Annotated in this window: 25 protein-coding genes; 19 read left to right on the forward strand and 6 right to left on the reverse strand. The window is 68.7% G+C overall.

The features are described 5' to 3' along the window. Positions 1–174 precede the first annotated feature (174 nt). The 3 genes from ACQVBX_RS01775 to ACQVBX_RS01785 all read left to right on the forward strand — a co-directional run bounded on the left by ACQVBX_RS01775 (position 175) and on the right by ACQVBX_RS01785 (position 2,161). On the forward strand, positions 175–1,017 hold the full coding sequence (locus ACQVBX_RS01775; RefSeq protein ID WP_431636188.1) for a helix-turn-helix domain-containing protein: 843 nt from the start codon (positions 175–177) through the stop codon (positions 1,015–1,017). A 140-nt stretch (positions 1,018–1,157) separates the two neighbouring features. Continuing rightward, positions 1,158–1,313 (forward strand): hypothetical protein, encoded by a 156-nt coding sequence (locus ACQVBX_RS01780; protein WP_431636189.1) that lies wholly within the window; start codon positions 1,158–1,160, stop codon positions 1,311–1,313. 80 nt (positions 1,314–1,393) lie between these two features. Further along, positions 1,394–2,161, forward strand: a complete 768-nt coding sequence (locus ACQVBX_RS01785; protein ID WP_431636190.1) for an isocitrate lyase/PEP mutase family protein — start codon at positions 1,394–1,396, stop codon at positions 2,159–2,161. 250 nt (positions 2,162–2,411) lie between these two features. Here ACQVBX_RS01785 and dinD read toward each other — a convergent pair whose 3' ends face one another. The 3 genes from dinD to ACQVBX_RS01800 form a co-directional block, all read right to left on the reverse strand. Next, positions 2,412–3,260 (reverse strand): DNA damage-inducible protein D, encoded by an 849-nt coding sequence (gene dinD, locus ACQVBX_RS01790; RefSeq protein ID WP_431636191.1) that lies wholly within the window; start codon positions 3,258–3,260, stop codon positions 2,412–2,414. Between the two features lie 270 nt (positions 3,261–3,530). Further along, positions 3,531–3,980 (reverse strand): hypothetical protein, encoded by a 450-nt coding sequence (locus ACQVBX_RS01795; RefSeq protein WP_431636192.1) that lies wholly within the window; start codon positions 3,978–3,980, stop codon positions 3,531–3,533. After that, positions 3,977–4,546: an RNA polymerase sigma factor gene (locus ACQVBX_RS01800; RefSeq protein WP_431636193.1), complete on the reverse strand. Its 570-nt coding sequence runs from the start codon at positions 4,544–4,546 to the stop codon at positions 3,977–3,979. The genes ACQVBX_RS01795 and ACQVBX_RS01800 overlap by 4 nt, the downstream gene beginning before the upstream one ends. A 385-nt stretch (positions 4,547–4,931) precedes the next feature. Between ACQVBX_RS01800 and ACQVBX_RS01805 the strand changes: the two genes are divergently transcribed. After that, a complete protein-coding gene (locus ACQVBX_RS01805) occupies positions 4,932–5,258 on the forward strand; it encodes a hypothetical protein (protein WP_431636194.1) in 327 nt (108 codons plus the stop codon). 153 nt (positions 5,259–5,411) lie between these two features. Continuing rightward, entirely contained in the window at positions 5,412–5,747 is a 336-nt protein-coding gene (locus ACQVBX_RS01810) for a hypothetical protein (protein ID WP_431636195.1), read from the forward strand. Positions 5,748–5,753: 6 nt separating this feature from the next. Here ACQVBX_RS01810 and ACQVBX_RS01815 read toward each other — a convergent pair whose 3' ends face one another. Then, positions 5,754–6,671: a LysR family transcriptional regulator gene (locus tag ACQVBX_RS01815; protein ID WP_431636196.1), complete on the reverse strand. Its 918-nt coding sequence runs from the start codon at positions 6,669–6,671 to the stop codon at positions 5,754–5,756. Between the two features lie 92 nt (positions 6,672–6,763). On the opposite strand from ACQVBX_RS01815, the gene ACQVBX_RS01820 reads away from it, so the two are divergent. From ACQVBX_RS01820 to ACQVBX_RS01830, 3 genes are read left to right on the forward strand one after another with little or no spacing between them, the layout of a single operon-like run. Then, positions 6,764–7,741 carry an NAD-dependent epimerase/dehydratase family protein gene (locus ACQVBX_RS01820; protein ID WP_431636197.1) on the forward strand — a complete coding sequence of 326 codons (978 nt, stop codon included), beginning with the start codon at positions 6,764–6,766 and terminating at the stop codon, positions 7,739–7,741. A 51-nt stretch (positions 7,742–7,792) separates the two neighbouring features. Then, positions 7,793–8,338 (forward strand): GNAT family N-acetyltransferase, encoded by a 546-nt coding sequence (locus ACQVBX_RS01825; protein WP_431636198.1) that lies wholly within the window; start codon positions 7,793–7,795, stop codon positions 8,336–8,338. Next, positions 8,335–8,658 carry a non-heme iron oxygenase ferredoxin subunit gene (locus ACQVBX_RS01830; protein WP_431636199.1) on the forward strand — a complete coding sequence of 108 codons (324 nt, stop codon included), beginning with the start codon at positions 8,335–8,337 and terminating at the stop codon, positions 8,656–8,658. Before ACQVBX_RS01825 ends, ACQVBX_RS01830 begins: the two co-directional genes overlap by 4 nt. Before the next feature lie 200 nt (positions 8,659–8,858). Here ACQVBX_RS01830 and ACQVBX_RS01835 read toward each other — a convergent pair whose 3' ends face one another. Beyond that, entirely contained in the window at positions 8,859–10,574 is a 1,716-nt protein-coding gene (locus ACQVBX_RS01835; protein ID WP_431636200.1) for a DUF2334 domain-containing protein, read from the reverse strand. A gap of 221 nt (positions 10,575–10,795) precedes the next feature. Here ACQVBX_RS01835 and wecB point away from each other — a divergent pair, with 221 nt between their 5' ends. Genes wecB through ACQVBX_RS01860 form a run of 5 tightly spaced genes read left to right on the forward strand, consistent with a single transcriptional unit; the run spans position 10,796 to position 18,891 of the window. Next, positions 10,796–12,019, forward strand: coding sequence for a non-hydrolyzing UDP-N-acetylglucosamine 2-epimerase (gene wecB / locus ACQVBX_RS01840; RefSeq protein ID WP_431636201.1), 1,224 nt, complete (start codon positions 10,796–10,798; stop codon positions 12,017–12,019). A 14-nt stretch (positions 12,020–12,033) separates the two neighbouring features. After that, positions 12,034–14,256, forward strand: coding sequence for a glycosyl transferase family protein (locus ACQVBX_RS01845; protein ID WP_431636202.1), 2,223 nt, complete (start codon positions 12,034–12,036; stop codon positions 14,254–14,256). Positions 14,257–14,279: 23 nt separating this feature from the next. After that, positions 14,280–17,156 (forward strand): NfrA family protein, encoded by a 2,877-nt coding sequence (locus ACQVBX_RS01850; RefSeq protein WP_431636203.1) that lies wholly within the window; start codon positions 14,280–14,282, stop codon positions 17,154–17,156. Between the two features lie 26 nt (positions 17,157–17,182). Then, entirely contained in the window at positions 17,183–18,070 is an 888-nt protein-coding gene (locus ACQVBX_RS01855) for a DUF4434 domain-containing protein (RefSeq protein ID WP_431636204.1), read from the forward strand. Positions 18,071–18,117: 47 nt separating this feature from the next. Next, positions 18,118–18,891 (forward strand): CPBP family intramembrane glutamic endopeptidase, encoded by a 774-nt coding sequence (locus ACQVBX_RS01860; RefSeq protein WP_431636205.1) that lies wholly within the window; start codon positions 18,118–18,120, stop codon positions 18,889–18,891. On the opposite strand, the gene ACQVBX_RS01865 is transcribed toward ACQVBX_RS01860, so the two are convergent. Beyond that, positions 18,875–19,648: a MipA/OmpV family protein gene (locus ACQVBX_RS01865; protein WP_431636206.1), complete on the reverse strand. Its 774-nt coding sequence runs from the start codon at positions 19,646–19,648 to the stop codon at positions 18,875–18,877. The two genes, ACQVBX_RS01860 and ACQVBX_RS01865, sit on opposite strands and share 17 nt — an antisense overlap. Positions 19,649–19,752: 104 nt before the next feature. On the opposite strand from ACQVBX_RS01865, the gene ACQVBX_RS01870 reads away from it, so the two are divergent. From ACQVBX_RS01870 to ACQVBX_RS01895, 6 genes are all read left to right on the forward strand, one after another. Then, positions 19,753–20,481: an MtnX-like HAD-IB family phosphatase gene (locus ACQVBX_RS01870; RefSeq protein WP_431636207.1), complete on the forward strand. Its 729-nt coding sequence runs from the start codon at positions 19,753–19,755 to the stop codon at positions 20,479–20,481. A gap of 21 nt (positions 20,482–20,502) precedes the next feature. Further along, on the forward strand, positions 20,503–21,909 hold the full coding sequence (locus ACQVBX_RS01875; RefSeq protein ID WP_431636208.1) for an aspartate aminotransferase family protein: 1,407 nt from the start codon (positions 20,503–20,505) through the stop codon (positions 21,907–21,909). Between the two features lie 160 nt (positions 21,910–22,069). Further along, a complete protein-coding gene (locus tag ACQVBX_RS01880) occupies positions 22,070–22,345 on the forward strand; it encodes a phosphopantetheine-binding protein (protein ID WP_431636209.1) in 276 nt (91 codons plus the stop codon). Beyond that, complete coding sequence (locus ACQVBX_RS01885; RefSeq protein WP_431636210.1) at positions 22,342–23,571, forward strand: beta-ketoacyl-[acyl-carrier-protein] synthase family protein; 1,230 nt, start codon at positions 22,342–22,344, stop codon at positions 23,569–23,571. The genes ACQVBX_RS01880 and ACQVBX_RS01885 overlap by 4 nt, the downstream gene beginning before the upstream one ends. A gap of 32 nt (positions 23,572–23,603) precedes the next feature. Continuing rightward, positions 23,604–24,671, forward strand: coding sequence for a peptidogalycan biosysnthesis protein (locus ACQVBX_RS01890; RefSeq protein ID WP_431636211.1), 1,068 nt, complete (start codon positions 23,604–23,606; stop codon positions 24,669–24,671). After that, a complete protein-coding gene (locus ACQVBX_RS01895; protein ID WP_431636212.1) occupies positions 24,668–25,546 on the forward strand; it encodes an arginase family protein in 879 nt (292 codons plus the stop codon). Before ACQVBX_RS01890 ends, ACQVBX_RS01895 begins: the two co-directional genes overlap by 4 nt. Positions 25,547–25,585 lie beyond the last annotated feature (39 nt).

Here is a 25,585-nt window from a genome sequence, read left to right on the forward strand (position 1 = left end):
CTGCCCGTGGCGAGGGCAGGGTGCTTCGGGTCTGGACAAAGTCCGTCAGATCGAGCGGGGCGCAGCATCGACCTTGTAGCGCGGCCACAGAGAATGTGCGTGCTGCACCGTGTTTTGGCGGCGTCGCCCGCGAGCCACGCTCGCGGGCCGCGCCGCGTTAGCCATAATCGCCGCATGTCCACGGCGCATCCCGATTTCCAGGTCCACACGCTGCTCAGCACGCCGATGGTGGAGCTGCGCGACGTGGTCTGCGCGGGCAGCTGCCGGCACAAGAGCGAGATTGAGCGCGCCAGCCGCACGCACTTGGTGTTTCCCTACCGCGGCACCTACGTGCGCCACGTGGATGCGGACGACGCAGTGGCCGACGCCAGCCAGGTGCTGTTCTTCAACGCGGGTGAGGATTACCAGATCAGCCACCCGAACCCGGGCGGCGACGCCAGCCTGTCGATGGCGCTGGACGAGGTGCTGCTGCGCGAGATCGCCCCGCCGGAGTTGCTGGCGCCAGGCGAGCCGCTGCGCTTTCGCCAGACGCGCTTGCGCATCGACCCGCGCGCGCAGGTGCTGGTGGCCTTGCTGCGCCATTCGTTGCGCGAGGGCGTGGCCGAGCCGATGGAAGCCGAGAGCCTGGCGTTGACGCTCGCACACCGCGCGCTGGCGCCGCGCACCACGCACGTGGCCGGCGCCAGCCAGGCGCGCCAGCGGTTGGTGGATCGCGCCAAGCTGGTGCTGGTGCGCGACCTGGCGCGGCGCTGGACGCTGGCCGAGGTGGCGGCGGAAGTGGGCGTGTCGGCGGTCTACCTCACCCAGAGTTTCCACCAGGTGGAGGGCGTGCCGCTGTACCGCTATCAGCTGCGGTTGCGCCTGGCGCGCGCGCTGGATCTGCTGCGCGACTACGAGGATCTGGCCGCGCTGGGCATGGAGCTGGGCTTTTCCAGCCACAGCCATTTCACCGCGGCGTTCCAGAAGATGTACGGGCGCACGCCCAGCGAGTTCCGGCAGATCGCGCTGCGTCGCTGATCGCTAAAGTTTTCGATAGCTGCGAAAAGTGGCGCCGAGTCTACTGACGTCACCCCACCCGGGGTCGACGCCTTCCCGGCTCCCTCGCCCGCGCGGGGCAGCCCTCGAAGGTTTCTCTTCCCGCTTTGAAGGAGAACGACATGAGCAAGCGAACCTGTGCTGCCTGCGACTACGAACTGGACGACACCGCCATCCAGGTGCGCATCGGCGGGGCGGTCGTCGAGGTGTGTTGTGACGAATGCGCGGTGAAGCTGAAAGAGGCCTACGCCTCCGCCCAGGCCGCGCAACAAGCCTGAGCCGATGTGGCTACGCGACGGCGGCATCGTGCCGCCGTCCGTTTCGAATGAGTCCGCCCAAATACCTATTGGAGTTCGATGTGACCACACAGAACGAGAAGGCCCGGCTGTTCCACTCCCTGCACGTGCGCGGCCAGCCGCTGGTGCTGTTCAACGCCTGGGATGCAGGCAGCGCGCGTGCCGTCGCCGAGGCCGGTGCCGGCGCGGTCGCCACCGGCAGTTGGTCGGTGGCCGCGGCCAACGGTTTTGCGGACGGCGAGCAGATGCCGTTCTCCTTCGCGCTGGATAACCTGCGCCGCATCGTCGCCGCAGTCAGCCAGCCGGTGACCATCGACCTGGAAAGCGGCTACGGCGAGACGCCGGCACACGTTGCCGCCACCGTAACCGCCGCGCTCGAAGCGGGCGCCATCGGCTGCAACCTGGAAGACAGCTTCCCCGCCGACGGCAGCCTGCGCGACGCAGCCGACCATGCCGCGCGTCTGGCCGCCGCGCGCCAGGCCGCAGACAAGGCCGGCGTAGCGTTGTTCATCAACGCGCGCACCGACGTGTTCTTCCAGAAGGGAACCGAAGCGCACGACATGGACATGGTGGAAGAGGCCCTGCGGCGCGCCCGCATCTATGCAGACGCCGGAGCCAGCGGCCTGTTCGTGCCCGGCGTGATCGCCGAGCCGCTGATCGCGCGCCTCGCCGAAGCCTCGCCGCTGCCGGTCAACGTGATGGTGATGCCCGGCGTACCCAGCCGCGCGCGCCTGGCCGAGCTCGGCGTGGCCCGCATCAGCCACGGCCCCGGCCCGTATCGCGGTGCCATGCAGTGGCTGACGGAAGCGGCTCGGGCCGCGATGAGCTGAGCGACGCGCCGGAGGTGTCCGTCGGTTGGGGGCGAGGCGTTCACCGGCGCGCACCGGCGAAGGCCGGGATGGGCTGGAGTGGTTCAGTGGCCGCGTCGCCGTCATGGATGATGGCCGGGCGCCGGGCGAGAGTTCGGGTCGGATTGAAGAGCGGGAGTCAGTGCACTTACAAGGCAACTGTCACAGCAAGCCTTTCCAGGAACTCGCTTTGACCACCCTTGCCGACGCGGTCCCCTTCAAAGGACTGAGCTCATTCGTCATCGGGGAGCTTGTCCGGGTTTTTCAGAGTCTTCTTGTCCGCCGCGGCCAGCCGCCGCTCCACCTTTTTCACATCCTCGGCTGGCGGCAGCGCTTCAGGGCGAATGCCACGGCTGACCAGGGTGTGCCGCACAGCCTCGTTGTTGGTGACGTGCTCGCTCGAGATCGCCGGCTCGTCGCGCATGTCATGGGCGCGCGCGTTATGGATGGTGATCTCGGTAGCGAAGTCCTTGGCCTTAAGCACGATAGTGGGGGCGAAGTTGGCCAAAGGACGGTTGTCGGGCACCTGCCACTGCGCCTTCATGGCCTGGGTGCTCTTGCCGAACAACGCTTGGTCGCCCTTGCTGCGGATCAGACCGAAATTCTCGTTGCGGCCGGTCTGCTCGTAGATGACGTTGGAGAGCTCCTTCTCGGTACCCGAGAGCTTGCGTCGGGCCTGCACCCGCTCCGCCTCCAGCAGGCGCTGCTCGATCAGCTCCGCCCTGCGTGTCTGCATCGCAAAGTAGGTCTGGGCGAAGGCGATTTCCGGCTTTCGCGGGTCGCCGTTCTGGGCGATGAGGTAGCAGGCATAGCGCGTGAGTAGGACATCGTCGATCTCGCGCTGACCACCCTTGCCGAGCTCGATCATTTTGTTGACGTCAACAAAATGATCCTTGATGGCATGTCCGGAGACTTCGCAGGCTGTCTTGCCCTTGTTCAAGACCTGCTGGAAGTTCCGCCACTCCGTGTAACCCAGTAGGTGCTGCAGGTCGCGGGCCAGCCAGTACTCCACTCCGCCGTCGGTTTGCTGGGCATGTCCCTCGAAGGTGGCGGTCAGGGTCTGGATCTGTTGGGCTTCCATGTTGTCATTCCTCCTTGCGTGGCCTTAAGTCCGGCGATTCCGCGTCCGCTGGCGCGCTTGTTCAGCAGCGATAGCGGCTGCCCATCTGCCCAAGCTCCTTGTGGTGGCATATGCCGACCATGTTGAGCGTTCCGCGTTGGGCTCGCAACGTCGCCCGGACGTTGTCGAGCGCCCAACCCAATCCACGAGCAACCGCTCCTCCCCAGGCTTCCCCGAGGGGAAGCGAACTTCGTCAGTGTCGCCAGGAGCGCGCAACACTGGTGCGCGCGATCAGCTCAGCTTCCGCCGCAACCACTCCGCGCCCTGCGACGCACCCAGACAGGCCAGCAACGCCAGCACCCACGGATTGCCGGCGACCGACCGCGCGGCCGGATCGGCGTGGAACCAGCTGCCGCCCTCGAGCACGGCGACGACGAGGCCGGCGATAACGAGTGCGGCCAGCAGCAGGCGGGTGAGCTGTTTCTCCAGGCCGGTTTCCGGCGCGGTGGCGGCGGTGGGCACGCGGCCGGCTTTCGCGGCGAGTTGTTCGGCGAAGTCGGCGGGCAGGGCGATGGCGTCGTCGGCGCGCACGGCGGCGTCGATCTGGCGGTAGGCGCGGGTGCGTGCGTCGTCGGCCGCGGGCTCGCCGGTGCGGGCGGCGTGCATGGCGCGTTCCTGTGCCTGCCACTCGCGCTCGGCGGCGGGGTGGCGGAAGAAATCGATATCGCGATGCTTGCTCATGGTGTGACTCCCAACCGGGTTTCCAGCGTCTCGCGCAGTTTCAGGCGCGTGCGGAACAGGTGGCTCTTGATGGTGCCGGCGGCCAGGCCGGTGACTTGCGCGATCTCGGGAATGCTCAGCTCGTCCAGATGGTAGAGCGTGAGCACGGTGCGTGGCAGCGGGGGCAGGGTGTCGATGGCCGCGTGCAGGTACGCGCTCATCTCCTCGTCGGCGCAGCTCGCTTCCAGGTCGAAGCCGTCGCCGATGGTGTCCAGCAGCGAAAAATCCTCGTCGTCGCCCACGTGCGGATCGACCAGCGCAATGCGCTTGCGCTCCAGGTGGCGCAGCGCGACGGTGTAGGCCACGCGGCCGATCCACGATTTCAGCGCGCTCTCGTAGCGGTACTGGTGCAGGTTCTGGTGCACCTTCAAGAACGTGTCCTGGCACAGCTCACGGGTGTCTTCCGGGTGGCGCACCATGCGCTGGATGATGTGCCAGCACAGGCCCTGGTACTCGCGCACGAGGCGCGCGAACGCGCCTGGCGCATTGGCCAGTACGGCATCCACGAGGGCGCGGTCGTCGGTCATCGGGGGCGAGCTTCCATCGGGACACAGATACGCGCATGTGCCGGACGGTTGCATCGGGGTGGGGTGACTTTGGGGAGGGGCTTTTTGCGGGGCGAGGCTGTTGTCCTTGGACGCTTCGGCGTGCGCCTCGCCTAAGAGCTTGCGACGCCGCCGCTTTTTGGTCGTCATTCCCGCGAAAGCGGGAATCCACTTTGATCCTATGGAGGGGCAACATGGATTCCCGCTTTCGCGGGAATGACGTCCGTATACCGGGTGCCATCTGGCGAGGGGCCAGGACCCGCGCCGGAGTCCATCCAGGCGAGCTGGGGCAGGCCGCGAGTCCGGATGCAACCGCCGCCGCGGCGCCCGTATCTATGGCCCCGTCACCCAACCCAAGGAGCACCCCATGATCGACGGCAACCTGATTCCCATTGTCCTGTTCCTGTGCATTACCTACGCGATCAAGTCGGTGGTCGATGCGCGTTTCCGCCAGAAAATGGTCGGCGCCGGCGGCTCGGAAGAGCTGATCCGTTCGATCCTGCAGGGTGAGGAAGTGCGCCGCCGTCACGCCTCGCTGCGCTGGGGCATCATCCTGGTGGCGCTGGCCGCGGGCTTCGCGATCATCCAGCAGTCCGACTGGCACGAACTCACCCCAGGCATGATCGCCGTGCTCGCTGGCGCGACCGGCCTGGGCAACCTGGTGTACTTCGCGGTCGCCCGCAAGATCGGCTGATCGCCCGCGGCCGCGTTCTGCGGCCTGCGGCACAACGCGCCGGCGCACGCTCCGCCGCCGGCGCGGTTTTACCCCCACCCCCCCCCCCAAGCGCATTCCGTGCCACCGCGCGTGGCATGGCGGAGCCGTGCGCGCCGTTTCTGGAGAATCCCCATGCGCAAGACCGTCGTCGCCCTGCTGTTTGCCCTGCCTTTCGCCGCGCCGGTGGCCGCTACCCAGTACCTGCGCGTAGTCAACGCGACGGACTCGCCGATCGTGGCGGTGGAAGCCACACCGGTGGGCACCGCGCAGCGCGGGCAATTGTCGCTGGCCGATCGCCCATTGCATCCGGGGCGCGAGCTTGGCGTGGCCCTGCAGGGCGTGACGCGCTGCCGCTACGACCTGCGCCTGGTCTATGCCGACGGTCGCGAAGTGCTCACGCGGGGTTTCAACGTGTGCCAACGCTCCCACACGCAGCCGGCCACGCTGACGGCCCGCTTCGAGGCCTGAGGCGCGTCAGCGCACGCGCTGGCCGGGGCTCTCGCCTGCGGCGTAGCGCGCCATCGCCTCGGCCAGAAAATCGAACAGCGCGCGGTGGCGCGCGCTGCGACGCAGGTCTTCGTGCATCACCAGCCAGGTGGGCAGCACCGGGGCGATCACTTCGGCCAGTACCGGCACCAGCTGGCGATCGCGCGCCGCCAGCGGCACCTGGCAGAAGCCGATGCCGAAGCCCGCGCGCAGGGCCGCCAGGCCGGCCAGATCGCTGTCGGTGCGCAGGGCGAAATGCTCGCGGGTGAAGGGCGAATCGGCCGGGCGCAGGGTGCGCACGTAGGGCGGCTCGTGGTCGAAACCGATCAGCGCGTGCTCGGCCAGCTGATCCGGTCGCTGCGGCGTGCCGTGCGTCTTGAGGTAACGCCGGTGCGCGTAGAGGTTCAGCACGATGGTGCCGACCTTGCGCGCCACCAGCGCCTGCTGGGTGGGCTGCACCATGCGCACGGCGAGGTCCACGTCCTTGCGCAGCAGGTCGGCGGACTGGTTGGACAGCACCAGTTCGATCACCACGCCCGGATGCTGCTCCCGAAAGGCGGCCAGCATGCCGGGCAGTACCTCGCCGCCGATCACCTCGCTGGCGCTGACGCGCACCACCCCGCGGAGCTCGCCGATGCCGGCGCTGGCAGCGCGGCGCATGGCAGCGGAGGCCGAGGCCATCGCCTGTGCGTGCGGCAGCAGCTCGTGCGCCATCTCGGTGGGCGCCAGCCCCTGCGGCGAGCGGGTGAACAGCGCCACGCCCAGACGCTGCTCCAGCGCGCGGATGTGCCGGCCCAGGCTGGGCTGGGTCATGCCCAGCGCGCGGGCGGCGGCGGACAGGCTGCCTTCGCGCATCACGGCGAGAAAGGAGCGGTGCAGATCCCAGCTGGGGTCGTCGATGGCCATGCATATTTGTATGGCAGAAGTACGCTATTGCGCAATTTTCATTGATCCGTGCCGCGCGCAAGCTGGTACCACCTTCAACGCGGGAGCGGGACATGAATACGACACGCACGGCCCTGATAGTGGGCGCCAACGGTGGCATCGGCCAGGCGATGATCGAGGCGCTACGGCGTCACGGCTGGGCCATCCGCGCGTTGGTGCGCTCGTCGAAGCATGACGACCCATACGTGGACTGGTGCCTCGGCGACGCGATGAACGCCGAGGACGTGCGCGCGGCCGCCGAGGGCGTGCAGTTGATCGTGCACGCGGTGAACCCGCCCGGTTACCGCGACTGGCAGCGGCTGGTGCTGCCGATGGTGGACAACACCATCGCCGCTGCCTGTGCAGTAGGCGCGCGCATCCTGCTGCCGGGGACGATCTACAACTTCGGCCCTGACGCCTTCCCGCGCCTCAGCGAGACCTCGCCGCAGCGTCCGCACACCGCCAAGGGCGCCATCCGTGTGGCGATGGAGCAGCGGCTGGCCGCGGCGGTTGGGCAGGGCGCGCGGGTGCTGATCCTGCGCTGCGGCGATTTCTTCGGGCCGCACGCCGGCAACAGCTGGTTCGCGCAGGGGCTGGTGCAGCCGGGCAAGCCGGTGCGCGCGTTGCGTTATCCCGGCGCGCCGGAGCATCGCCACGCCTGGGCTTACCTGCCGGACGTGGCGCAGACGGCGGCGCGTCTGCTCGAGCGCGATGCGGAGCTCGCGGACTTCGAGGTGTTCCACTTCGGCGGTTACTTCGTCGATGGCCGTGAACTGGGCGACGCCGTGCGCCGCGCCACGGGCGACGCGAACGTGCGGCTGGGGCGCTTTCCCTGGTGGCTGGTGACGCTGGCGGCGCCGTTCGTGGTGACCCTGCGTGAGCTGCGCAGGATGCGCTACCTGTGGCGCACGCCGATCGCCCTGGACGACCGCAAGCTGGTCGGGTTTCTCGGCGACGACTGCTACACGCCGCTGGAACAGGCGTTGCGCCGCACGCTCGACGGCTTGGGCTGCCTGCCTGCGACGGGCGCCGCGGTGCCGGCGCAGGCTTGAGCGCATCGCCGCCGCATGCGAAGCAGCGCGGCGGCGGATTATCATCGGCGGATGCACGCACACGAACTCGCTTTCCGGGCGGCCACCGCCGCCGACATTCCTGCCGTGGTGGCGCTGGTTGAATCGGCCTACCGCGGTGAATCCGGCCTGCGCGGCTGGACCACCGAAAGCCACCTGCTCGACGGCCAGCGCACCGACGCGCAAGACGTGAGCGAGGCGATCGGCCGCCCCGACAGCCTGGTGCTGCTGGCCGAGCACGACGGCGCGCTGGTCGCCTGCTGCCATCTGGAGAAGCAGGACGGCGCGGCGTACTTCGGCATGTTCGCGGTGGACCCTTCGCGCCAGACCGGCGGCGTCGGCAAGCAGGTGATCGCGCACGCCGAGCAGCTGGCGCGCACGCGCTGGGGCGTGAGCCGCATGCGCATGACGGTGATCGTGCAGCGCGAGGAGCTGATCGCCTTCTACGAACGCCGCGGCTACGCCCGCACCGGGCAGTTCAAGCCGTTCCCCTACGGCGACGCGCGCTTCGGTATCCCGCGCCGCGACGATCTGCGCTTCGAGGTGCTGGAAAAGCCGCTGGGCGAGGTGGCCGCATGAGCGCGCCGGCCGGCTGGGTGAAGGTAGGCACGCGCAGCGAGATCCTGCCGGGCGAATACAAGGTGGTGTGGGACGGCGACACCGCCATAGCCGTCTACAACATCGACGGCACCCTCTACGCGGTGGAAGACGTGTGCACCCACGACGGCGCGGAACTGGCCGGCGGCGAGGTGCACGGCTTCGAGGTGGAGTGCGTGCGCCACGGCGCCCGCTTCGACCTGCGCACCGGCGCCGTCACCTGCCCGCCGGCGTACGAGCCGATCGCCTGTTTTCCGGTGGTCGAGGAAGGCGGGCTGATCTTTACGCGGGACGACAGGTAGGGCGCACCCTATCTCCGTTCGCCCTGAGCGTAGGCGCAAAGCGCCGAAGTCGAAGGGTTCCCTGCGCGCGGTGCTTCGACTCTGCTTGCTGACGCAAGCGACGCTCAGCGCGAACGGATTTCGACGGGTTGAAGATCACGGCACGTTCTTGCCGACGGCAGAAGGCGCCGGCACGCCCCAAGGCGTGCCGGCCTCTGCGCTTACTGGTCCTGTCGCACCGTGTCGGCGGAGACGAACGTGTAGCCCATGCCCTGGATGCCCTGCACGATGGTCTTGAGGTTCGCCAGCGGCAGGTAGGGGTGGAAGAAGAAGCTCTGCACGCCGTCGTTGATCACCGTGCTGGCCTTGGCACTGGCCAGGACATCCTGTGGCGAGCGTGGCGGGTTGTGATTGAACTCCAGCGGCTCGACGTTGCCCAGGTTCTCCGGGATCACCAGCGAGCCGAAGATGTCGCGCACCAGGTACGGGAAGAACTGGCCGTAGATGCGCGCGTAGTCCGGCGTGCCGCTGCCGCAGTTGCCTCCGGCGCACCAGTTGGCCGCGTACAGGCCGCGGTCGTAGCGCACGCCGAAGTTCTGCTGTACCACCTGGTAGTCCACCGCCGAGCCGGCGTAGTGCGGGAACTCGAAGATGGTGGGTGCGAAGCCGGCCTTGGCCAATTCCGCCATGCCCTTGGTGAGGCGGTCCTGCGCCCAGGCGGCAGAGTCCTCGGCGGGCGGCGCGTCGTAGATCACGTAGTTGTCCGGGCTGATGTGTGAACGGTAGAACTCGAAGTCGTCCGCGCTCACGCCCGAATACGGGTTGGCCACGTTGGAATACTGGTGGGTGTAGCCGTGCATGAGGATGGTGCCGCCCTTGCTGCGCATGTACTTCAGCGCACTGACCACGGCCGTGGCCTTGCTCAGCGGTCGGTTCTCCGGCACGCCGTTGTTGAGCACGCCGTTCGGGTCCAGATACAGCGGGATCACCGCCACGCTGAAGGGCACCCGCCGGCTGTACAGATAGTCGGCGATGTTGCGCAGCTCCTGCGGGCTGGTGTCGGCGCTGACGTCCTCGATACGCACCAGCGCCCGCTTGCGGTCAGTGCGCATGGCCGGGTTCGCCACCTGGCTGATCAGGTCGGCCGCGGCGAGGTAGCGGTCGGTCATGCCGGTGTAGCTGAAGGGGATCTCGCCGATGTAGGTGAAGTTGCCTGAGCGCGTCGCCCACGGCATCACCACACCTGTGTCGCTGGTGGCGGTGGCGATCGCCTGGGCTTTGGACGGGTCGATGATCAGCGTCTGCAGCAACCCTGAGGGCACCGCCAACGCGTTGCGCTGCAAGGTCACGCCCTTGTACGTCACGGTGAGCGCATTGCTGAAGTCGAAATACTGCGGACTCCAGCCGTACGTGCCGGCGAAGTCCGCCGCGCGCTGGCTGAGCTGCCAGATGTTGTTGTTCATCCACAGCACCGGAGAGGTGGTGGCGAGCACATCGTCGAGCAGGGCCGTGGGAAGCGGCTCGTCATAGGTGGAGCCGATGTAGACCAGGCCGGTGTAATTGCCCAGTTCGCCGGCCACGTAGCTGGCCGCGGGGTGCATCACGTACGCGCTGCCGTGCGAAACCAGGTTGGCGGCCTGCACGGCATACGCCTCACCAAGCCAGGCCCAGTCGCCGGTGCTGTCGTACAGCACCAGGGTACGGCGAGCGGCGTTGGCTCCTGGTGCAGCCTGAGCAGCGGCGGGCGCTGCAGCGGCAACAAGCGTGATCGCCGCAGCGGTGCTTGTCGTGGCGGACCGTGTCGCTACGGTCCGCTGCTTCGGCAGGATCGACGAGGGCGGGCGTGGCGGCGCGGGCAGCGTGCGCTCGGCGCTGCCCCATTTGCCAGGTGAGGACTTGGTGGTGCCGGCGGTGGCCGCGACGCCACCGACGAGCATGCCCGCCGCTATGAGCAGACAGGTGAATGCTCGCCGGCACCGGGCGAAGCGGGAAACAGGTGTGATGGCCATGGGCGTTCTCTCGGGAAGGGATGTCTGGGCGGGCGGCGTGCTCAGTTCACTCCTTTCGATCCACCGTCGAGGTGACAAATATCAAGGGGAACACTCGAGCCGCTACGTAGCGTAGGCACCCATCGCATCTACCAGTCGAGAACGTCGCCATGCACATCCAGACCGCGGCCATCCTTCGCGACGCGCCTTCCACGCCATCGCGCCAGGTGCCGGTTGCGCCGTTGACCCAGCCCCGGCAGGAGCCCATGCGGGATGTATTGATCGTCAGCGGTACCCGGCCGGAGATCGTCAAGCTGGCGCCGGTGTACCACGCGTTGAAGGGCAGCGGCTGGGCGCGGCCGTACTGGCTGCATACCGGGCAGCACGATGACATGGCGCAGCAGATGCTGGCCTGCTTCGAGATCCAACCGGACTTCGTCTTCCACCGCGTCGGCACCAGCCTGGGCGAGTTCAGCGCGGCCTGCCGTAGCCAGCTCGACGCGGTGCTGAACGAGCGGCGATGGTCGGCGGTGGTGGTGCAGGGCGATACCGAAAGCACCTTCCTTGGTGCCCTGGCGGCTTTCCACCACCGCATACCGGTGGCTCACGTGGAGGCAGGGCTGCGCACCGGCAACCTGGCCCGGCCGTTTCCGGAGGAGGGGCTGCGGCAGATGATCAGCCGCATTACCCGCTTTCATTTCGCCCCCACCCAGGGCGCGGCCTGTGCGCTGTATGCCGAAGGGATTTCCCCGGCAGGGGTGCACGTCACCGGCAACACGGTGATCGACGCGCAGCAGTGGGTGGTGCAGCGCTATGGCATCCGCCACCGCGCGGAGGGAAGGGGGCACCTGCTGGTGACCGCGCACCGCCGCGAGAACTGGGGCACCGATCTGGAAGAGATATGCCACGCCATTGCCGACATCGCGCGTGCGCACCCGGATATGCCGGTGCTGTTTCCGGTGCACCTCAATCCGGTGGTGCGCGGGCCGGTGCACGCCATCCTCGGCAGCCTGCCGAATGTGACGCTGACCGCGCCGCTGGATTATCTGGCCATGCAGCAGGCGCTGGTCGACGCCTGGCTGGTGCTGACCGACTCCGGTGGCCTCCAGGAAGAGGCGCCCACTTTCGGCGTGCCCTTGCTGGTGATGCGCACCGAAACCGAGCGCCCGGAGGCGATCCAGGCTGGCTGCGCGCGGCTGGTCGGTACCGGCCGTGCGCGGATCGTGGCCGAGGTGGAGGCACTGTGGTCGGACCTGCCCGCCTACACAGCGATGCAGCAGGCAGGCAATCCATTCGGTGACGGCCATGCATCCCGGCGCATCGTCGAGATACTGGGGGCGGCCCTGGCGCCGGTGGTGCAGCCGGCCGTCGGCGCGACCGCCGGCGTGGCCTGAAGGACCCCGCCGCCATGTCGATGCTCGACCTGCTAGCGACCTATCTGTACGGCCTCGGCTACGTCGTCATGGCGATGGCGGTGCTGATGCTGGTGAGCGGGCTCGATGACCTGTTCATCGACGTGGCGTACTGGGTGCGCCGTGCCTGGAAGGCGCTGGTGGTGTATCGCCGCCACGAGCGCATGGAATACACCGAGCTCTACACGCGGCCGGAGCAGCCGCTGGCGATCATGGTGCCGGCCTGGCACGAGACCGGTGTGATCGGCCACATGGCCGAGCTGGCGGCGCAGACGCTGGACTATGAGAACTACCACATCTTCGTGGGCACCTATCCGAACGATCCGGACACACAGCGCGACGTGGACGAGGTGTGCGCGCGCTTTCCCAACGTGCACAAGGTGGTGTGTGCGCGGCCCGGGCCGACCAGCAAGGCCGACTGCCTCAACAACGTGCTCGACGCGATCATGCAGTTCGAGCAGCGCGCGCGGCTGCAGTTCGCCGGTTTCATCCTGCACGACGCCGAGGACGTGGTCTCGCCGCTGGAGTTGCGCCTGTTCAACTACCTGGTGGGGCGCAAGGACCTGATCCAGATTCCGGTCTATCCGTTCGAACGGCAGTGGCGCAACTTCACCAGCCTGCATTACCTGGACGAGTTCGCCGAGCTGCATGGCAAGGATGTGCCGGTGCGTGAGGCGCTCGCCGGTCAGGTACCCAGCGCAGGTGTGGGTACCTGCTTCAGTCGTCGCGCGGTGCAGGCACTGATCGCCGAGGGTAACGGCGTGGCGTTCGACATCCAGAGCCTCACCGAGGACTACGACATCGGCCTGCGCCTGAAGCAGTGGGGGATGGCCGAGATCTTCGTGCGCTTTCCGGTGGTGTGCGACCTGCCGGGCCGGCGCAAGCTCGGCCGCAGCCTGCGTGACTCCAGCGTGATCTGCGTGCGCGAGTACTTCCCCGATCGCGCGCAGACCGCGATCCGGCAGAAGTCGCGCTGGATCATCGGCATCGTCTACCAGGGCTATCGCACGCACGGCTGGACCGGCAACCCGGTACTCAACTATTTCCTGTGGCGCGATCGCAAGGGTGCCATCGCCAACTTCGTCAGCTTCGGCGCCATGCTGATCCTGCTGCAGCTGGTGGCGCTGGCGCTGGTGCAGATGCTGTGGCCGGGTGCGCCGCGGTTCCTGTCGATCCTCACCGAGCACGACTGGCTGGTGTCGCTGCTGGCGATCAATGCGGTGCTGATGGTCAACCGCATGGCGCAGCGGATCATCTTCGTCACCGCCTACTACGGGCTGGCGCAGGGACTGTTGTCGGTGCCGCGGCTGCTGTGGGGCAACGTCATCAACTTCATGGCGAACTGCCGCGCGATCCGGCAGATCGTGCAGTACGGCGATCCGCGTCGCGTCGCCTGGGACAAGACCACCCACGACTTTCCCACGCTGGGCACGGGCAACCGCGTGCGCCGACCGCTGGACGAGCTGCTGGTGGAGCGTCATGCGCTCACCGAGGCGCAGCTGCATGAGGCGCTGGCGCATCCCATCGCCGGACTGCCCTTGGGCACGGCGCTGCTGCATGCGGGCCTGATCACGGCCGAACAGCTGGCACGGGCCGTGGCCGAACAACTGGGAGTGCCGTGCGAATCGGTGGACGCCGAGGCGATTCCCGCCGAGCTGCGTGCGCGCGTGCCGGCCCGGGTGGCGCAGCACTACGCGGTGCTGCCGCTGCGCGAGGAGGGAGGCACCCTGGTGCTGGCCAGCGAGTCCTACATCGATCCGGTGTCGCTGGCGGCGCTGTCGCGACGGCTAGGCACACCGGTGTCCTACGTGCTGGCGTACAAGGGCCAGATCACGGTGGGGCTGCGCAGCTGGTACGGACGCGAGCAGGAGGGCGGCCGACGCCAGCTGCTCGACCTGGCGGTGTGCTCGGGTGTGCTCGGCAGTGGCCACGCGACGACGCTGTGGAATCAGTATGTGTCGCGCCAGGTGCTGCTGGGTGAAGTGCTGGTGGCGCTGGGCCACCTGGACGAAGTAGCGCTGCGAGCGCTGCTGCTCAATCACGCGCAGAGCGACCGCCCACTGGGCGATTTTCTGGTTGAGCAGGGCGCGATCACCCATGCGGCGTTGGAGCAGGCGCTGGCGCTGCAACGCAGCCTGCAGCCGACCCTCGCCACTACGCTGGAGCACGCCGGCATCGCCACCGAGGCCGAGCCGCCGGCGCTGAGGCGGGTCGTATGACACGTAGTCGCTGGCAAGCGCTGATGATGCTGCCGTTGACGCTGGGGGCTCCGGCATTCGCGCAGCAACCAGTGCGCGTGGACGACGTGAGCGCCTACCGGCGTTTCCTGATCTACCCGCACCAGCAGCGTGCCTTCGCCGCCATGAAGGCCGGCGACCAGGCCACCGCGATCGCCGAGTTCACCCGCGCGCGCGAACTGGCACCGCGCAGCGTGACCACCGCGCTCGACCTGGCCGAAGCGTGGCGCCACTTTCAACAGCCCGCGCGCGCCGAGGCGGTGCTCGCCGAACAGCGTCGTTTCACGCCGAACGATCCGCGCCTGACTCCGCATGCCACGGCCGTACGCGATTGTCGCGCCGACCCGGCCGCCGTCTGTCGCGCGCAGCGTGGCTACGACGCCCTGCGCGCCGGTGAGCTGGATCGCGTGCAAGCGGAGCTGGACGATGCCGCCTTTGCCCGCAGCGACACCGGGGTGGCGTTACGCCGCGCGCTGGCGCAGCGAGCGATCTATCTTGGTGAGGCCGCGCGCGCCGATGCGGCATTCGCCGCGTTGCAGGAAGGCGGGCACGCGTTGCAACCGGCGGAGCGAGCTCAATGGTTCGCGTTGTTGCTGCAGCAGCGTGAGGTGACTGCTGCCGCCGCCCTGCAGGAGGCCCACGCCGACCTGCAGACGCCGATGCAACAACTGGCCATGGCACACGCACTGGGTGATGCCGGCCAGGCCGCATCGCTGGTGAGCTACCTGGCCGCGCATCAGCCCGCGTTTGCGCGCGAGGTGCAGGAAAGGCAATGGCTGTACCTGCTGGCGCACGTGGAGGCCAAGCGGCCCGACCTGCTCACCCGCTATCGCGTGCGCTTTGCCGCGAACCGCGCCGTGCAGGCGCGGCTTGCTCTGCCTGGCGCCATGGCGCGCGACGACCGTGCTGCCGCGCAGCGTGCGCTGGCGCAACTGCCACCTGGCGACTTCGGCGAGGCACGCTTCGGACTGGCGTTGCGCGCAGGGCGCCTGGACGAGGCACTGCGCCAGGCGCAGCGGCTGGTGGCGCGGCGCGATGGGGCACGCCAGCTCGATGCGCTCAGTTACCGCCTGATCGACGCCGGCGCCACTGCCCAGGGCAAACTGCTGCTGATGCAGGCCTACCCCTTCGTCGATGCCGGCACCGACCATGCAGCCGCGATGCTGCAGCGATTGGCGCTGATCGGCGCGGCGCAGCCTGAGCTCTTCGATGCCACCGACCGGGCGAGGCTGCGCGCACCGCTCGGTACCGCCGCCTTGCGCAACGCACAGGTGCCGCTGCTGGCATCGCTGGAGGACTGCGATGGCGTGCGCATGGTGATGGATGATTTCGATCCTTCGTATGCCGCCGACCGCTGGGCGGCGCTGGGTCAGTGCTTGCACGACAGCCGTCCCGGCCTGGCCGAGTACGCCTATGCGCAAGCGAGCCAGCGCGCGCCCGGCGGCGACTACACGCGCGCCCTGGCCTACCATGCGTACGCCACGCAGGATTACCCCGTGGCGCTGTATGCGTGGGGACGCGTGGACCTGGCGCAGATGTCGGCCGACGATCGCCTGGCCGCCGCCACTACAGCGATCGCCGCCGGCGACGCAGCCGCGGCGCGGCAATGGCTGGATCGCTTTGACGCGGCCGGAGGCGCTCGCCAGGACAGCTACTGGTGGCTGCGCGCGCAGGCCGCTTCCGCAAACGATGCCGCCGCCGCGGAAGCGGCCTTGCAGCAGGCGATTGCGCTGCGGCCGGATGCCCGCTACTACGCCCGGCTCGCGCAGCTTCAACGCGCCCGCGGTGCGACGGAAGAGGCCGCCGGTTCGCTGGAGCGAGCCAGCGCGCTGGCGCCGCAGGACGCCGCACTCGCCGCCGGGCTGGGCTACACCTGGCTGCAGGTCGGCGACCGCGCGCGCGCGCGGCCGGCCCTGGAGCGAGCGCATCGATTGCAGCCGGCTGATCCGAACCTCACCCGCCAACTGATGTACCTGGAGCTGGCCCAGGGTGATCGCGCGCAGGCACGCACCTATGCGGCGCAGGCGATCGATCAGCTGGACGGCCGCGGTGATGGGCCGGGCACCCAGGACGACGCCGGCGACGATCGAGTGGAGCTGGAGCGCTTCAACCTGCGTCGCCTGCACGAGGACCTCGGTCGGCGCTGGCGCATTCTCGGCGACCTGGCCGTTGGCGACAGCGTCTCTTCGGCCGCCAACGCGATCGCGCCGGGCGTGTCCTACCGCAGCTACGCGCAGGTAGAGGCGCAATATCGGTTCGACGCGCCGTCGGGCGGCGACGAGAACACACTCGCCGCGTACGCCCGCGTGTTTGCGGGCAGCGGTGCACAAGGCGACTGGCAGCCAGTGCATGCACCGCGGCTGGGCGTGGGCGTGCACTGGAAACCGTGGCGCAGCCAGACCATCATCTTCTCGGCCGAGCAACAACTGGGCATCGGGCGCGTCGAGGGACGACGCAGCGACACGCTGCTGCGTGCGAGCGGCTCGTGGACCGGTGGCGCGCGTTTCAGCGACGACTGGCATCCGGAAGGCCGCGGCTGGTTCGCGCAAAACGTCTACGTGGACGTGGCGCGCTACCTCAGAGCGCAGCAGAGCGTGGCCACGCTGGATTACCAATGGGGCTACCACCGCAAGCTGCCCGCGGCGCAGACGCTGGAGCCGTTCGTGCGGCTGCAGGCCAATGGCATCGAGCGCGGCCACGGGCAGGGCTTCGGCCACGATCTTCGCGCCGGGCTCGGCGTGCGCTGGAACCTCTGGTACGGCGAAAGCCGCTACGACGCCTACGCGCATCGCGTGCGCATCGGGCTGGAATGGCAGCACGCGTTCACCAGCTACCTGCGCGAGACCAACGTGGTGTTCCTCACCGTGGGCGGGCAGTGGTGAGGGGCGTTCGGCGATGGCTGCTGGCGATGGCGCTGCTGCTGATGGGTGCCGCGGCGTCAGCGCGCCCCACGGCGCCGGTCCACGCGCTGTTCTACCAGCCGCAGCTGACCGATCGCGTCTTGCCGGCCGCGCGTTGGCCGGCACTGTTCGCCAGCGTGCGCGCCCGCGGCTTCGACACGCTGGTGGTGCAGTGGGTGCAGTACGGCGACGGCTTCACCGCGCCGGCCGATCGCGCCTGGCTGCGTGCCCGGTTGGACGAGGCGCGCGCCAGCGGACTGCAATTGGTGCTGGGGCTGGCGGCCGATCCGGCGTTCTTCCAGCGTCAGGCCGACGCGCCTGACGCGGTGGCGACCTACCTGCAAAGCCTGGCCCGCCGTGACGTTGCAGTGGCCGCCCAGTGGCAGGCGATGCTTGGCGCCCCGGCGATCACCGGCTGGTACCTGCCGCTGGAGATCGACGACCAGCATTGGCGCAGTCCGGAGGCGCGCCGCGCGCTCACCGACGCGCTCGCCGAGGAAGTACGCGGCCTGCACGCGCTGGCCCCGGCGCGCCCGATCTACGTCACTGCGTTCTTCAGCGGCCGCATGGCACCGGCGGCCTACGCGCAGCTGCTCGCCGACGTGCACGACACCGGGGTGCGGGTGTGGGTGCAGGACGGCGCGGGCACCGCGCAGCTTGGCGCCGCGGAGCGTGCGCTGTATCTGGCTGCGGCCGATGGCTGCGCCGGCAGCCCGGCGCAGGGCCGCGTGCATGAGATCTTTGCGCAGGTGCCGGGGCAGGCCACCTTCACCGCGCAGCCGCTGTCGCCCGCCGCGCTGGAGGCGGCGCTGGCTCAGCCGCTGCCGTGCCAGGACGACCGGGCGGTGTTCGAGCTGCGCTACCTGCCCGAGGCGGCGGACTTGCTGGCGCGCTGATCCGCCCCGCTAAACTGCGCGCGGCATCGGGATGGGGGAGAGTCGCCATGACCCAGCGGGTCGCTCGCGCGGGAATCGTCTTTGCGCTGTTGTTCGTGCTGTACCAGTCCGCGGAAGGCGTCGGTGGACGCCTGCTGCACAGCGAGATGGTGCAGTCCACGCTGATGGTGGCGTGCGTGGTGGTGGCGTGGCCGCTGTCGCGCTGGCTGGGCTATCGCGGCTATGGCGCGTATGCGCTGGACCGGGCGCCGCTCTCCTTTGCGTGGCTGGCAGGCGGCCTTGTGGTGGCGTGCGCCGCGAAGGCGCTGGCGATCGGCGTGGGCGAGAAGCTGGGCGTGTATGCGGCCACCGGCGCGTCGTTCAGCACGGCCGGCTTCGCCGCGCTGGGCGCGGGGCTGCCGATGATGCTGCTGTCGACGTTCGTGCCCTCGATCGCCGAGGACATCCTGGCGCGCGGTTTCTGGTACCGCGCGGCGGACATCCGCTGGCGACGCGGGCTTGCCTTCGTGGCGTTCTCGGCGGGCTATTTTTTGCTCAACCACATCTACCGGCTCGATCGTGGGCCGACCGAGTGGCTGATGATCTTCTGCATGGGGCTGGCTTACGCCACTGCCCTGTGGCGCGCCGGCACGCTGTGGGCGGCGGTGGGCCTGCACTGGGGCTGGAACCTGGCCAACGACGTGCTCGATCCGCTGCTGCCGGCCGACACGCTCGATGCCCACGGCAGCAACCTGCTCACCTCCGCGGTGCACCTGCTGCTGGTGGTACTGCTGTTCGGCGTGCCGGTATCGCGCCGGCCTGCCGCTACGGATGCCAGATGAAGGCCAGCGATTCGGACCACTGGTTGGCGGTGCCGAACTGCTGCACCAGCGGGCTGTTCGCCGCGCCGCCGAGCAGGCGGCCGTAGACCAGCGCCAGCGCCACGCCGGTGTGGTGGCTAGTGGGCACGAACAGGTCGTACTCCAGCGAGGCCATCTCGCTGCCGCCCGACGGATGCCACGGCGTGACGCCCAGCGCCGCGGCCGATGCGTTGCCGATGCCGAAGAAGCGGTTCATCGCCGCGCCGTTCATCAGTGACCAGCGCAGCGTGGCCGCTTCCTCCACCGGGCCGAGTGTGGGCAGGTCGGTGTCGGCGTAGAGGTTGAGGTAGGCGCCGGCGCCCTGGGTGTCGTGGCTGAGGTTGGCGCCCACGTCCATCGCCTTGTTGATCTGCCACTCCAGGTAGCCGCCCAGGTTCACCCGCGGTGACAGGCTGGGCACCTTGCCACCCAGCGCGCCCAGGTCACTGCGTTCGCGGCCCCATTGATAGCCGCCGTAGAGGCCGCCGCGCAGGGCCGGCCCGTGCAGGAACTCCAGTTCCAGCCCGTCCAGCGTGGAGAAACTGCCGACGCCGGGCAGTTCCACGTCGATATAGGGCACGGGGTCTTCGCGATCGTTCCTGGCGCCGGGCCAGGCGGGCATGCGCTGCACGCCGGCGCCCACCGCGAGCACGGCGCTGTCGGTGGCGGCGCCGCTCAGTGGCCACAGGGCGGGCAGGGCGCAGGCCAGCAGGAGTGTGAAGCGGGGACGTAAGGGCATGGGGCGAGGGATGGTTGTGGGGTGTCCGGACGTTCGTGCGAGTGGCACGCCATTTCGCAAGAAAGGGAAAGGGCATGGAAAGACTGGCCGCCTAGCCTTTCGCCATGCCTACGAATGCCCCAACGCCTAACCCTGCCTCCGGGTGGACCATCCTGTGTGATTTCGACGGCACCATCGCCGTCGAAGACGTGATCGACTCGCTGCTCGACCGCTACGGCCGCCCCGGCTGGGAAGCGCTGGAGCAGGACTGGCGCGCCGGCCGCATCGGCTCGCGCGAGTGCATGAGCGGCCAGGTGGCCCTGCTCGACATGACCCGCGAGCAACTGGATACCCACCTGTCGCACCTGTGGATCGACCACGCGTTCCCCGGCTTCGTGGCCAAGGCGCGCGAGCTGGGCGTGCCGATCCGCGTGGTCAGCGACGGGCTCGACTACGCCATCCACAAGATCCTGGGTCGCTACGGCCTGGACGACCTGCCGCTGGCCGCCAACCACCTGTCGCCGGCCACCCCGCCGCAGCGCTGGCAGCTCACCTCGCCGTTCCAGGCCGAAGGCTGCCGCAGCGGCACCTGCAAGTGCGCCTGCGTCGAACGCGCCCGTGCCGGCGGAGCCACCCGCACGCTACTGATCGGCGACGGCGCCTCGGATTTCTGCGCCGCCGACCGCGTCGATTTCGTCTTCGCCAAGCACCGCCTCATCGAGCACTGCCGCGCCGCTGGCATTGCCTACGTGCCGATCACCGGCTTCGAGGACGCGCTGGAATTCCTCCCCCAATTGCTCGACGGCAGCCTGCTGGAGGCCGAAACGGCCCCGCACGTCGCCACCACCCTCTGATCCTTCAGTTCAGGACACCCCATGAACGTCTTTGACAAGAACGCTTCCGTGATGATCGACGACGCGCAGCTGCTCGCCGACGAGGCCAAGTACAGCTCTTTCGGCGACACCGTGCACTACGTCGATCCGCCGAAGATCTTCCGTACCTGCAACGGCAGCTACATGTACGACACCGAGGGCACGCCGTTCCTGGACCTGCAGATGTGGTACTCGGCGGTGAACTTCGGTTACGCCAACCCGCGCCTCAACAACGTGCTGAAGAACCAGATCGACCTGCTGCCGCAGGTGGCCAGCCAGTACCTGCACCAGACTCGCATCGAGTTGGCCAAGACCATCGCGCTCGACGCCAAGAAGAAGTTCGGTCTGGACGGGCGCGTGCACTTCAACGTGGGCGGCGCGCAGGCGATCGAGGATTCGCTCAAGCTGGTGCGCAACTTCAAGGGCGGCAAGAGCCTGATGTTCGCTTTCGAGGGCGGCTACCACGGCCGCACGCTGGGCGCCTCGTCGATCACGTCGAGCTACCGCTACCGCCGCCGCTTCGGCCACTTCGGCGAGCGCGCGATGTTCCTGCCGTTCCCGTATCCGTTCCGTCGCCCCAAGGGCATGACCGCCGAGGAGTATTCGGAGAACTGCGTGAACCAGTTCGCGCGCCTGTTCGAGACCGAATACAACGGCGTGTGGGACCCCAAGACCAACCAGTGCGAGTACGCCGCGTTCTACGTCGAGCCGATCCAGGGCACCGGCGGCTACGTCGTCCCGCCGATGGGCTTCTTCCAGGGCCTGAAGAAGGTGCTCGACCAGTACGGCATCCTGATGGTGGTCGACGAGATCCAGATGGGTTTCTGGCGCACCGGCAAGCTGTGGTCGATCGAGCACTTCGGCGTGACGCCGGATGTGGTGGTGTTCGGCAAGGCGCTCACCAACGGCCTGAACCCGCTGTCGGGCCTGTGGGCGCGCGAGGAGATGATCAACCCGACCATCTTCCCGCCGGGCTCCACCCACTCCACCTTCAACTCCAACCCGCTGGGCACCTCGCTGGGTCTGGAAGTGATCAAGATGGGCTACGAGCTGGACTACGAGACCACCGTGCCGAAGAAGGGCGCGCACTTCCTCGAAGGCCTGCGCGACCTGCAGAAGAAGCACAAGGAAATCGGCGACGTCGACGGCCTGGGCCTGGCGCTGCGCGCCGAGATCTGCACCGACGACGGATTCACCCCGAACAAGGCGCTGCTCGACCGCATGGTCGACATCGGCCTGGCCGGCGACCTGGAGCACAACGGCAAGAAGATCGGCCTCGTGCTCGACGTGGGCGGCTGGTACAAGAACGTGATCACCTTCGCGCCCTCGCTGGACATCACCCACGAAGAGATCGACCTGGCCATCGCGCTGCTGGACCAGCTCCTCACCAAGGCCAAGCGCACGGCGTAAGCCGGCGCGAGAAGTCTTTGAAGCGAACCGTACCCCACGGCCGTCATTCCCGCGCAAGCGGGAATCCATTTTCAACATGCGGCATCGAAGCCAATGGATTCCCGCTTGCGCGGGAATGACGGCCTGAAGACACACCCACCCTAAGCGAACGGACCCGACCATGACCGAGCCACTCTCCGCCGACGCCGTCCGCGACCAGGTCATCGCGATCATCGCCAAGCAGGCCAAGATCGAGGTGGCGACGATCACCCCGGCCTCCACGCTGAAAGACCTCGGCGTGGCCTCGCTGGATGCGATCGAGGTGATCTTCGATATCGAGGAGTTCTTCGATATCACCTTCCCCGACCAGGGCACCAACTTCGACACCGACACCGTGCAGCACCTCATCGACGCGGTGATGGCGGCGCAGGCTGCCAAGGCTGACGGATCGGCATGAGCGACGCTGCCTCCCGCGCCATCGCCATCACCGGCATGGGCGCGATCAGCGCCTTCGGTGAGGGCGCCGAAACGCTGTGGACCGCCCTGCGCGAAGGGCGCAGCGGCATCCGCCCGCTGCGCCACGAACGCGCCGCCGACCTGCGTGTGCGCGTGGCTGCGCAGGTGCCGGAAAGCTTCGATCCGGCCGCGCATTTCCCCGAGCGCCAGTTGTCCATGCTCGACCGCACCTCGCAGTTCGCGCTGGTGGCGGCGAACGAGGCGATCGCGCAGTCGGGGCTGGATTTCGCAGCCAGCGGCCTGGGTCTGCGCACCGCCGTGGTGGTCGGCACCGGCGTGGGCGGCGAGACCACCCAGGACGAGCAGAGCCGTCGGCTCTACGCGGAGAACGCCTCGCGCCTGCATCCGCTGAGCATCGTGCGGCTGATGACCAACGCGCCGACCAGCCAGATCTCCATGGCGCACGGCCTGCGCGGGCCATCTTTCGCCGTGGCCAGCGCTTGCGCCTCCACCAACCACGCGATCGCGCAAGCCGCGCTGATGATCCGCGCCGGGCTGGTCGACGTGGCGGTGGCCGGCGGCACCGAGGCCTGCCTCAGTTTCGGCGCGATGCGCGCGTGGGAAGCGATGCGCGTGCTCGCCGACGACACCTGTCGCCCGTTCAGCGCCAACCGTCGCGGCCTGGTGCTGGGCGAAGGCGCGGGCGTGTTCGTGCTCGAATCCATGGCCCACGCCCGCGCGCGCGGCGCGCAGGTGCTGGGCGTGCTGGCCGGCGTGGGCATGAGCGCGGACGCCGGCGACATCGTGGCGCCGGATCCGGCCGGCAGCGCGTCGGCGATGGCGCAGGCGCTGGCCGATGCCGGCCTGTCGCCTGAGGACATCGATTACATCAACGCGCACGGTACCGGCACGCCGGCCAACGATCCCACCGAAACCACCGCGATCCATCGCGTGTTCGGCGCGCATGCGCCGAAGCTGGCGGTGTCTTCCACCAAGTCCATGCACGGCCACGCGCTGGGCGCTTCCGGCGCGCTGGAGCTGGTGGCGGTGCTCGGGGCGATGCGCGATGGCGTGGTGCCGCCCACCGCCAACCTCGACGTGCCCGACCCGGCTTGCGACCTGGACTACGTGCCCAACACGCCGCGCGAGCTGCGCGTGCGCGCGGCGCTCAGCAACTCCTTCGCGTTCGGCGGGCTCAACGCCGTGCTGGCGGTGCGCGCGCCCTGACCACCGGGAAGCTCGCTGCAGCGGACGCAACCATGCCTTATCTCGCCCAACTCGAACCGGAGAGCCTGCTGCGGCAGTTTCTCGCCCATCCGCCGGAAGGTTTCGCAGCCGGCACCACGGCCTCGGGCATGCCTACCTTCGTGGCGCCGTTCGACCTGCTCACCACGGCCGACGATGCCCTGCGCCGACGCGTCACGCAGCTCCCAGGCTATCGGCGCTGGGGTCGCCTGCTGCGCTGGCGCACGCGCTTTGCCGGCAGCACCGTCACCGAGTTCGCACCGCTGCCACGCCATGTCACGCCGCAGGCGCTGGCGCGCGAGCTGGTGGAGCAGCACGGCCGCGACTGCGCGCTGCTGGTGGTGAAGGACATCGCGCCGGAGACGCCCCTGCTCGACGTGGCCGACGGCCAGCGCGCCAGCGCCTTCGCCCGCGCACTGGAAGAGGCCGGCTGCGTGCTGCTCGACGGCATGCCGCTGGCCTGGGTGCCGATCGACTTCGACAGCGAGGAGGATTACCTCGCCCGCTTCTCGCGCAGCCGGCGCAAGGAGATCAAACGCAAGCTGCGCTCGCGCGCCGACCTGCGCATCGAGGCTTGGCCCACCGGCTCGGCGGTGTTCGAGGATGCCGCGCTGCGCGCACGCATCCACGCGCTGTACGAAAACGTCTATGCGCAGAGCGAGATCCACTTCGACCACCTCACGCCGGCCTTCCTCGACGCTGTGCTGCACGATGGCGGTAACGGCGGTGTGGTGTTCGCCTATTTCCACGGCGAGGATCTGATCGGCTGGAACCTCTGCTACGAGCACGCCGGCAAGCTGGTGGACAAGTACATCGGGCTGGTCTACCCGGCCGCGCGCGAGCACAACCTGTACTTCGTCAGCTGGATGGAAAACCTCGCCTACGCGCGGCGCCGGGACTTGAGCCACTACATCGCCGGCTGGACCGACACGGCGGTGAAGCGCCAGCTCGGCGCACGCTTCTGCCTCACCCGCCACGCGGTATACGTGCGCAATCCGCTGCTGCGGGCCGTCTTCCGCCGCATCGCCCACCACTTCGAGAGCGAGCCGGTGCAGCCGGCGCCCGCCATGGAATCGGCATGACCCGCCCCATCGTGCTGGATATCGACCACTCCGTCGGCCCGCTGCCGAAGCGGCTGGTGGTGCCGCTGGAGCACTGGCAGGAGGCGCTGCGCTTCGGCTGCATGCTGCGCACGCTCGCGCGCTTCCGCACGGTGCTGGACGACACACTGCCGGCCGAGCACGGCACCGTGCTGCTGGGCAGCGGCGACTTTCATCACCTGAGCTGGCCGCTGATCGAGCGGGTGCAGCACGCCGCGCCGTTCCAGGTAGTAGTGCTGGACAATCATCCGGACAACATGCGCTACCCGTTCGGCGTGCACTGCGGCTCGTGGGTGCGCCGCGTGGCGATGCTTCCGCAGGTGAGCCACGTGCACGTGGTGGGCATCGGCTCGACCGACATCGGCGCCGGCCACGCCTGGGAAAACTACCTCGCGCCGCTGCGCGCCGGGCGCCTGAGCTACTGGAGCGTGGGCGTGGACGTGCGCTGGGCCGCCAAGGCCGGCCTCGGCCAGGCCTTCCGCGCGTTCGAGCATGCCGACGCGCTGGTCGAGGCGTTCACCGCGCAGCAGCTGGTTGCGCCGCAGCCCACCTACCTGTCGATCGACAAGGACGTGTTCGCGCAGGATGTTGCGCGTACCAACTGGGACCAGGGCAGCCTGCAACTCCACCACGCCACCGCCATCATCGACAGCCTGCGCGCCGGCCTCGTCGGCAGCGACATCACCGGCGAAATCTCCGCCTACCGCTACAAGAGCTGGTGGAAGCGCCGCCTGGCCGCCATCGACGACCAACCCGCAGTCGATCCGCGCGAGCTGGCGCAGTGGCAGGCGCAGCAGCATGGGTTGAATGAGCAGTTGCTGCGGGTAATCGATGCCGTGGGCGTAGTGACCGCCTGACCCGAGACGTTAGCCAGGGCCGCCGGTGCTTCCGGCGCC

This window comes from Dyella thailandensis, assembly GCF_050749815.1.
In the GTDB taxonomy this organism is placed as follows: domain Bacteria; phylum Pseudomonadota; class Gammaproteobacteria; order Xanthomonadales; family Rhodanobacteraceae; genus Dyella_A.

Bases quoted from the DNA above. Each gene is read 5' to 3' on its own strand.
- ACQVBX_RS01880 (WP_431636209.1), top strand. From the start codon at position 22,070: ATGACCGAGCCACTCTCCGCCGACGCCGTCCGCGACCAGGTCATCGCG.
- ACQVBX_RS01885 (WP_431636210.1), top strand. From the start codon at position 22,342: ATGAGCGACGCTGCCTCCCGCGCCATCGCCATCACCGGCATGGGCGCG.
- ACQVBX_RS01850 (WP_431636203.1), top strand. From the start codon at position 14,280: ATGATGCTGCCGTTGACGCTGGGGGCTCCGGCATTCGCGCAGCAACCA.
- ACQVBX_RS01820 (WP_431636197.1), top strand. From the start codon at position 6,764: ATGAATACGACACGCACGGCCCTGATAGTGGGCGCCAACGGTGGCATC.
- ACQVBX_RS01895 (WP_431636212.1), top strand. From the start codon at position 24,668: ATGACCCGCCCCATCGTGCTGGATATCGACCACTCCGTCGGCCCGCTG.
- dinD (WP_431636191.1), bottom strand. From the start codon at position 3,260: ATGGAAGCCCAACAGATCCAGACCCTGACCGCCACCTTCGAGGGACAT.
- ACQVBX_RS01775 (WP_431636188.1), top strand. From the start codon at position 175: ATGTCCACGGCGCATCCCGATTTCCAGGTCCACACGCTGCTCAGCACG.
- ACQVBX_RS01780 (WP_431636189.1), top strand. From the start codon at position 1,158: ATGAGCAAGCGAACCTGTGCTGCCTGCGACTACGAACTGGACGACACC.
- ACQVBX_RS01795 (WP_431636192.1), bottom strand. From the start codon at position 3,980: ATGAGCAAGCATCGCGATATCGATTTCTTCCGCCACCCCGCCGCCGAG.
- ACQVBX_RS01800 (WP_431636193.1), bottom strand. From the start codon at position 4,546: ATGACCGACGACCGCGCCCTCGTGGATGCCGTACTGGCCAATGCGCCA.
- ACQVBX_RS01825 (WP_431636198.1), top strand. From the start codon at position 7,793: ATGCACGCACACGAACTCGCTTTCCGGGCGGCCACCGCCGCCGACATT.
- ACQVBX_RS01830 (WP_431636199.1), top strand. From the start codon at position 8,335: ATGAGCGCGCCGGCCGGCTGGGTGAAGGTAGGCACGCGCAGCGAGATC.
- ACQVBX_RS01810 (WP_431636195.1), top strand. From the start codon at position 5,412: ATGCGCAAGACCGTCGTCGCCCTGCTGTTTGCCCTGCCTTTCGCCGCG.
- ACQVBX_RS01855 (WP_431636204.1), top strand. From the start codon at position 17,183: ATGGCGCTGCTGCTGATGGGTGCCGCGGCGTCAGCGCGCCCCACGGCG.
- ACQVBX_RS01805 (WP_431636194.1), top strand. From the start codon at position 4,932: ATGATCGACGGCAACCTGATTCCCATTGTCCTGTTCCTGTGCATTACC.
- ACQVBX_RS01815 (WP_431636196.1), bottom strand. From the start codon at position 6,671: ATGGCCATCGACGACCCCAGCTGGGATCTGCACCGCTCCTTTCTCGCC.
- ACQVBX_RS01870 (WP_431636207.1), top strand. From the start codon at position 19,753: ATGCCTACGAATGCCCCAACGCCTAACCCTGCCTCCGGGTGGACCATC.
- ACQVBX_RS01860 (WP_431636205.1), top strand. From the start codon at position 18,118: ATGACCCAGCGGGTCGCTCGCGCGGGAATCGTCTTTGCGCTGTTGTTC.
- wecB (WP_431636201.1), top strand. From the start codon at position 10,796: ATGCACATCCAGACCGCGGCCATCCTTCGCGACGCGCCTTCCACGCCA.
- ACQVBX_RS01865 (WP_431636206.1), bottom strand. From the start codon at position 19,648: ATGCCCTTACGTCCCCGCTTCACACTCCTGCTGGCCTGCGCCCTGCCC.
- ACQVBX_RS01835 (WP_431636200.1), bottom strand. From the start codon at position 10,574: ATGCTCGTCGGTGGCGTCGCGGCCACCGCCGGCACCACCAAGTCCTCA.
- ACQVBX_RS01875 (WP_431636208.1), top strand. From the start codon at position 20,503: ATGAACGTCTTTGACAAGAACGCTTCCGTGATGATCGACGACGCGCAG.
- ACQVBX_RS01845 (WP_431636202.1), top strand. From the start codon at position 12,034: ATGTCGATGCTCGACCTGCTAGCGACCTATCTGTACGGCCTCGGCTAC.
- ACQVBX_RS01890 (WP_431636211.1), top strand. From the start codon at position 23,604: ATGCCTTATCTCGCCCAACTCGAACCGGAGAGCCTGCTGCGGCAGTTT.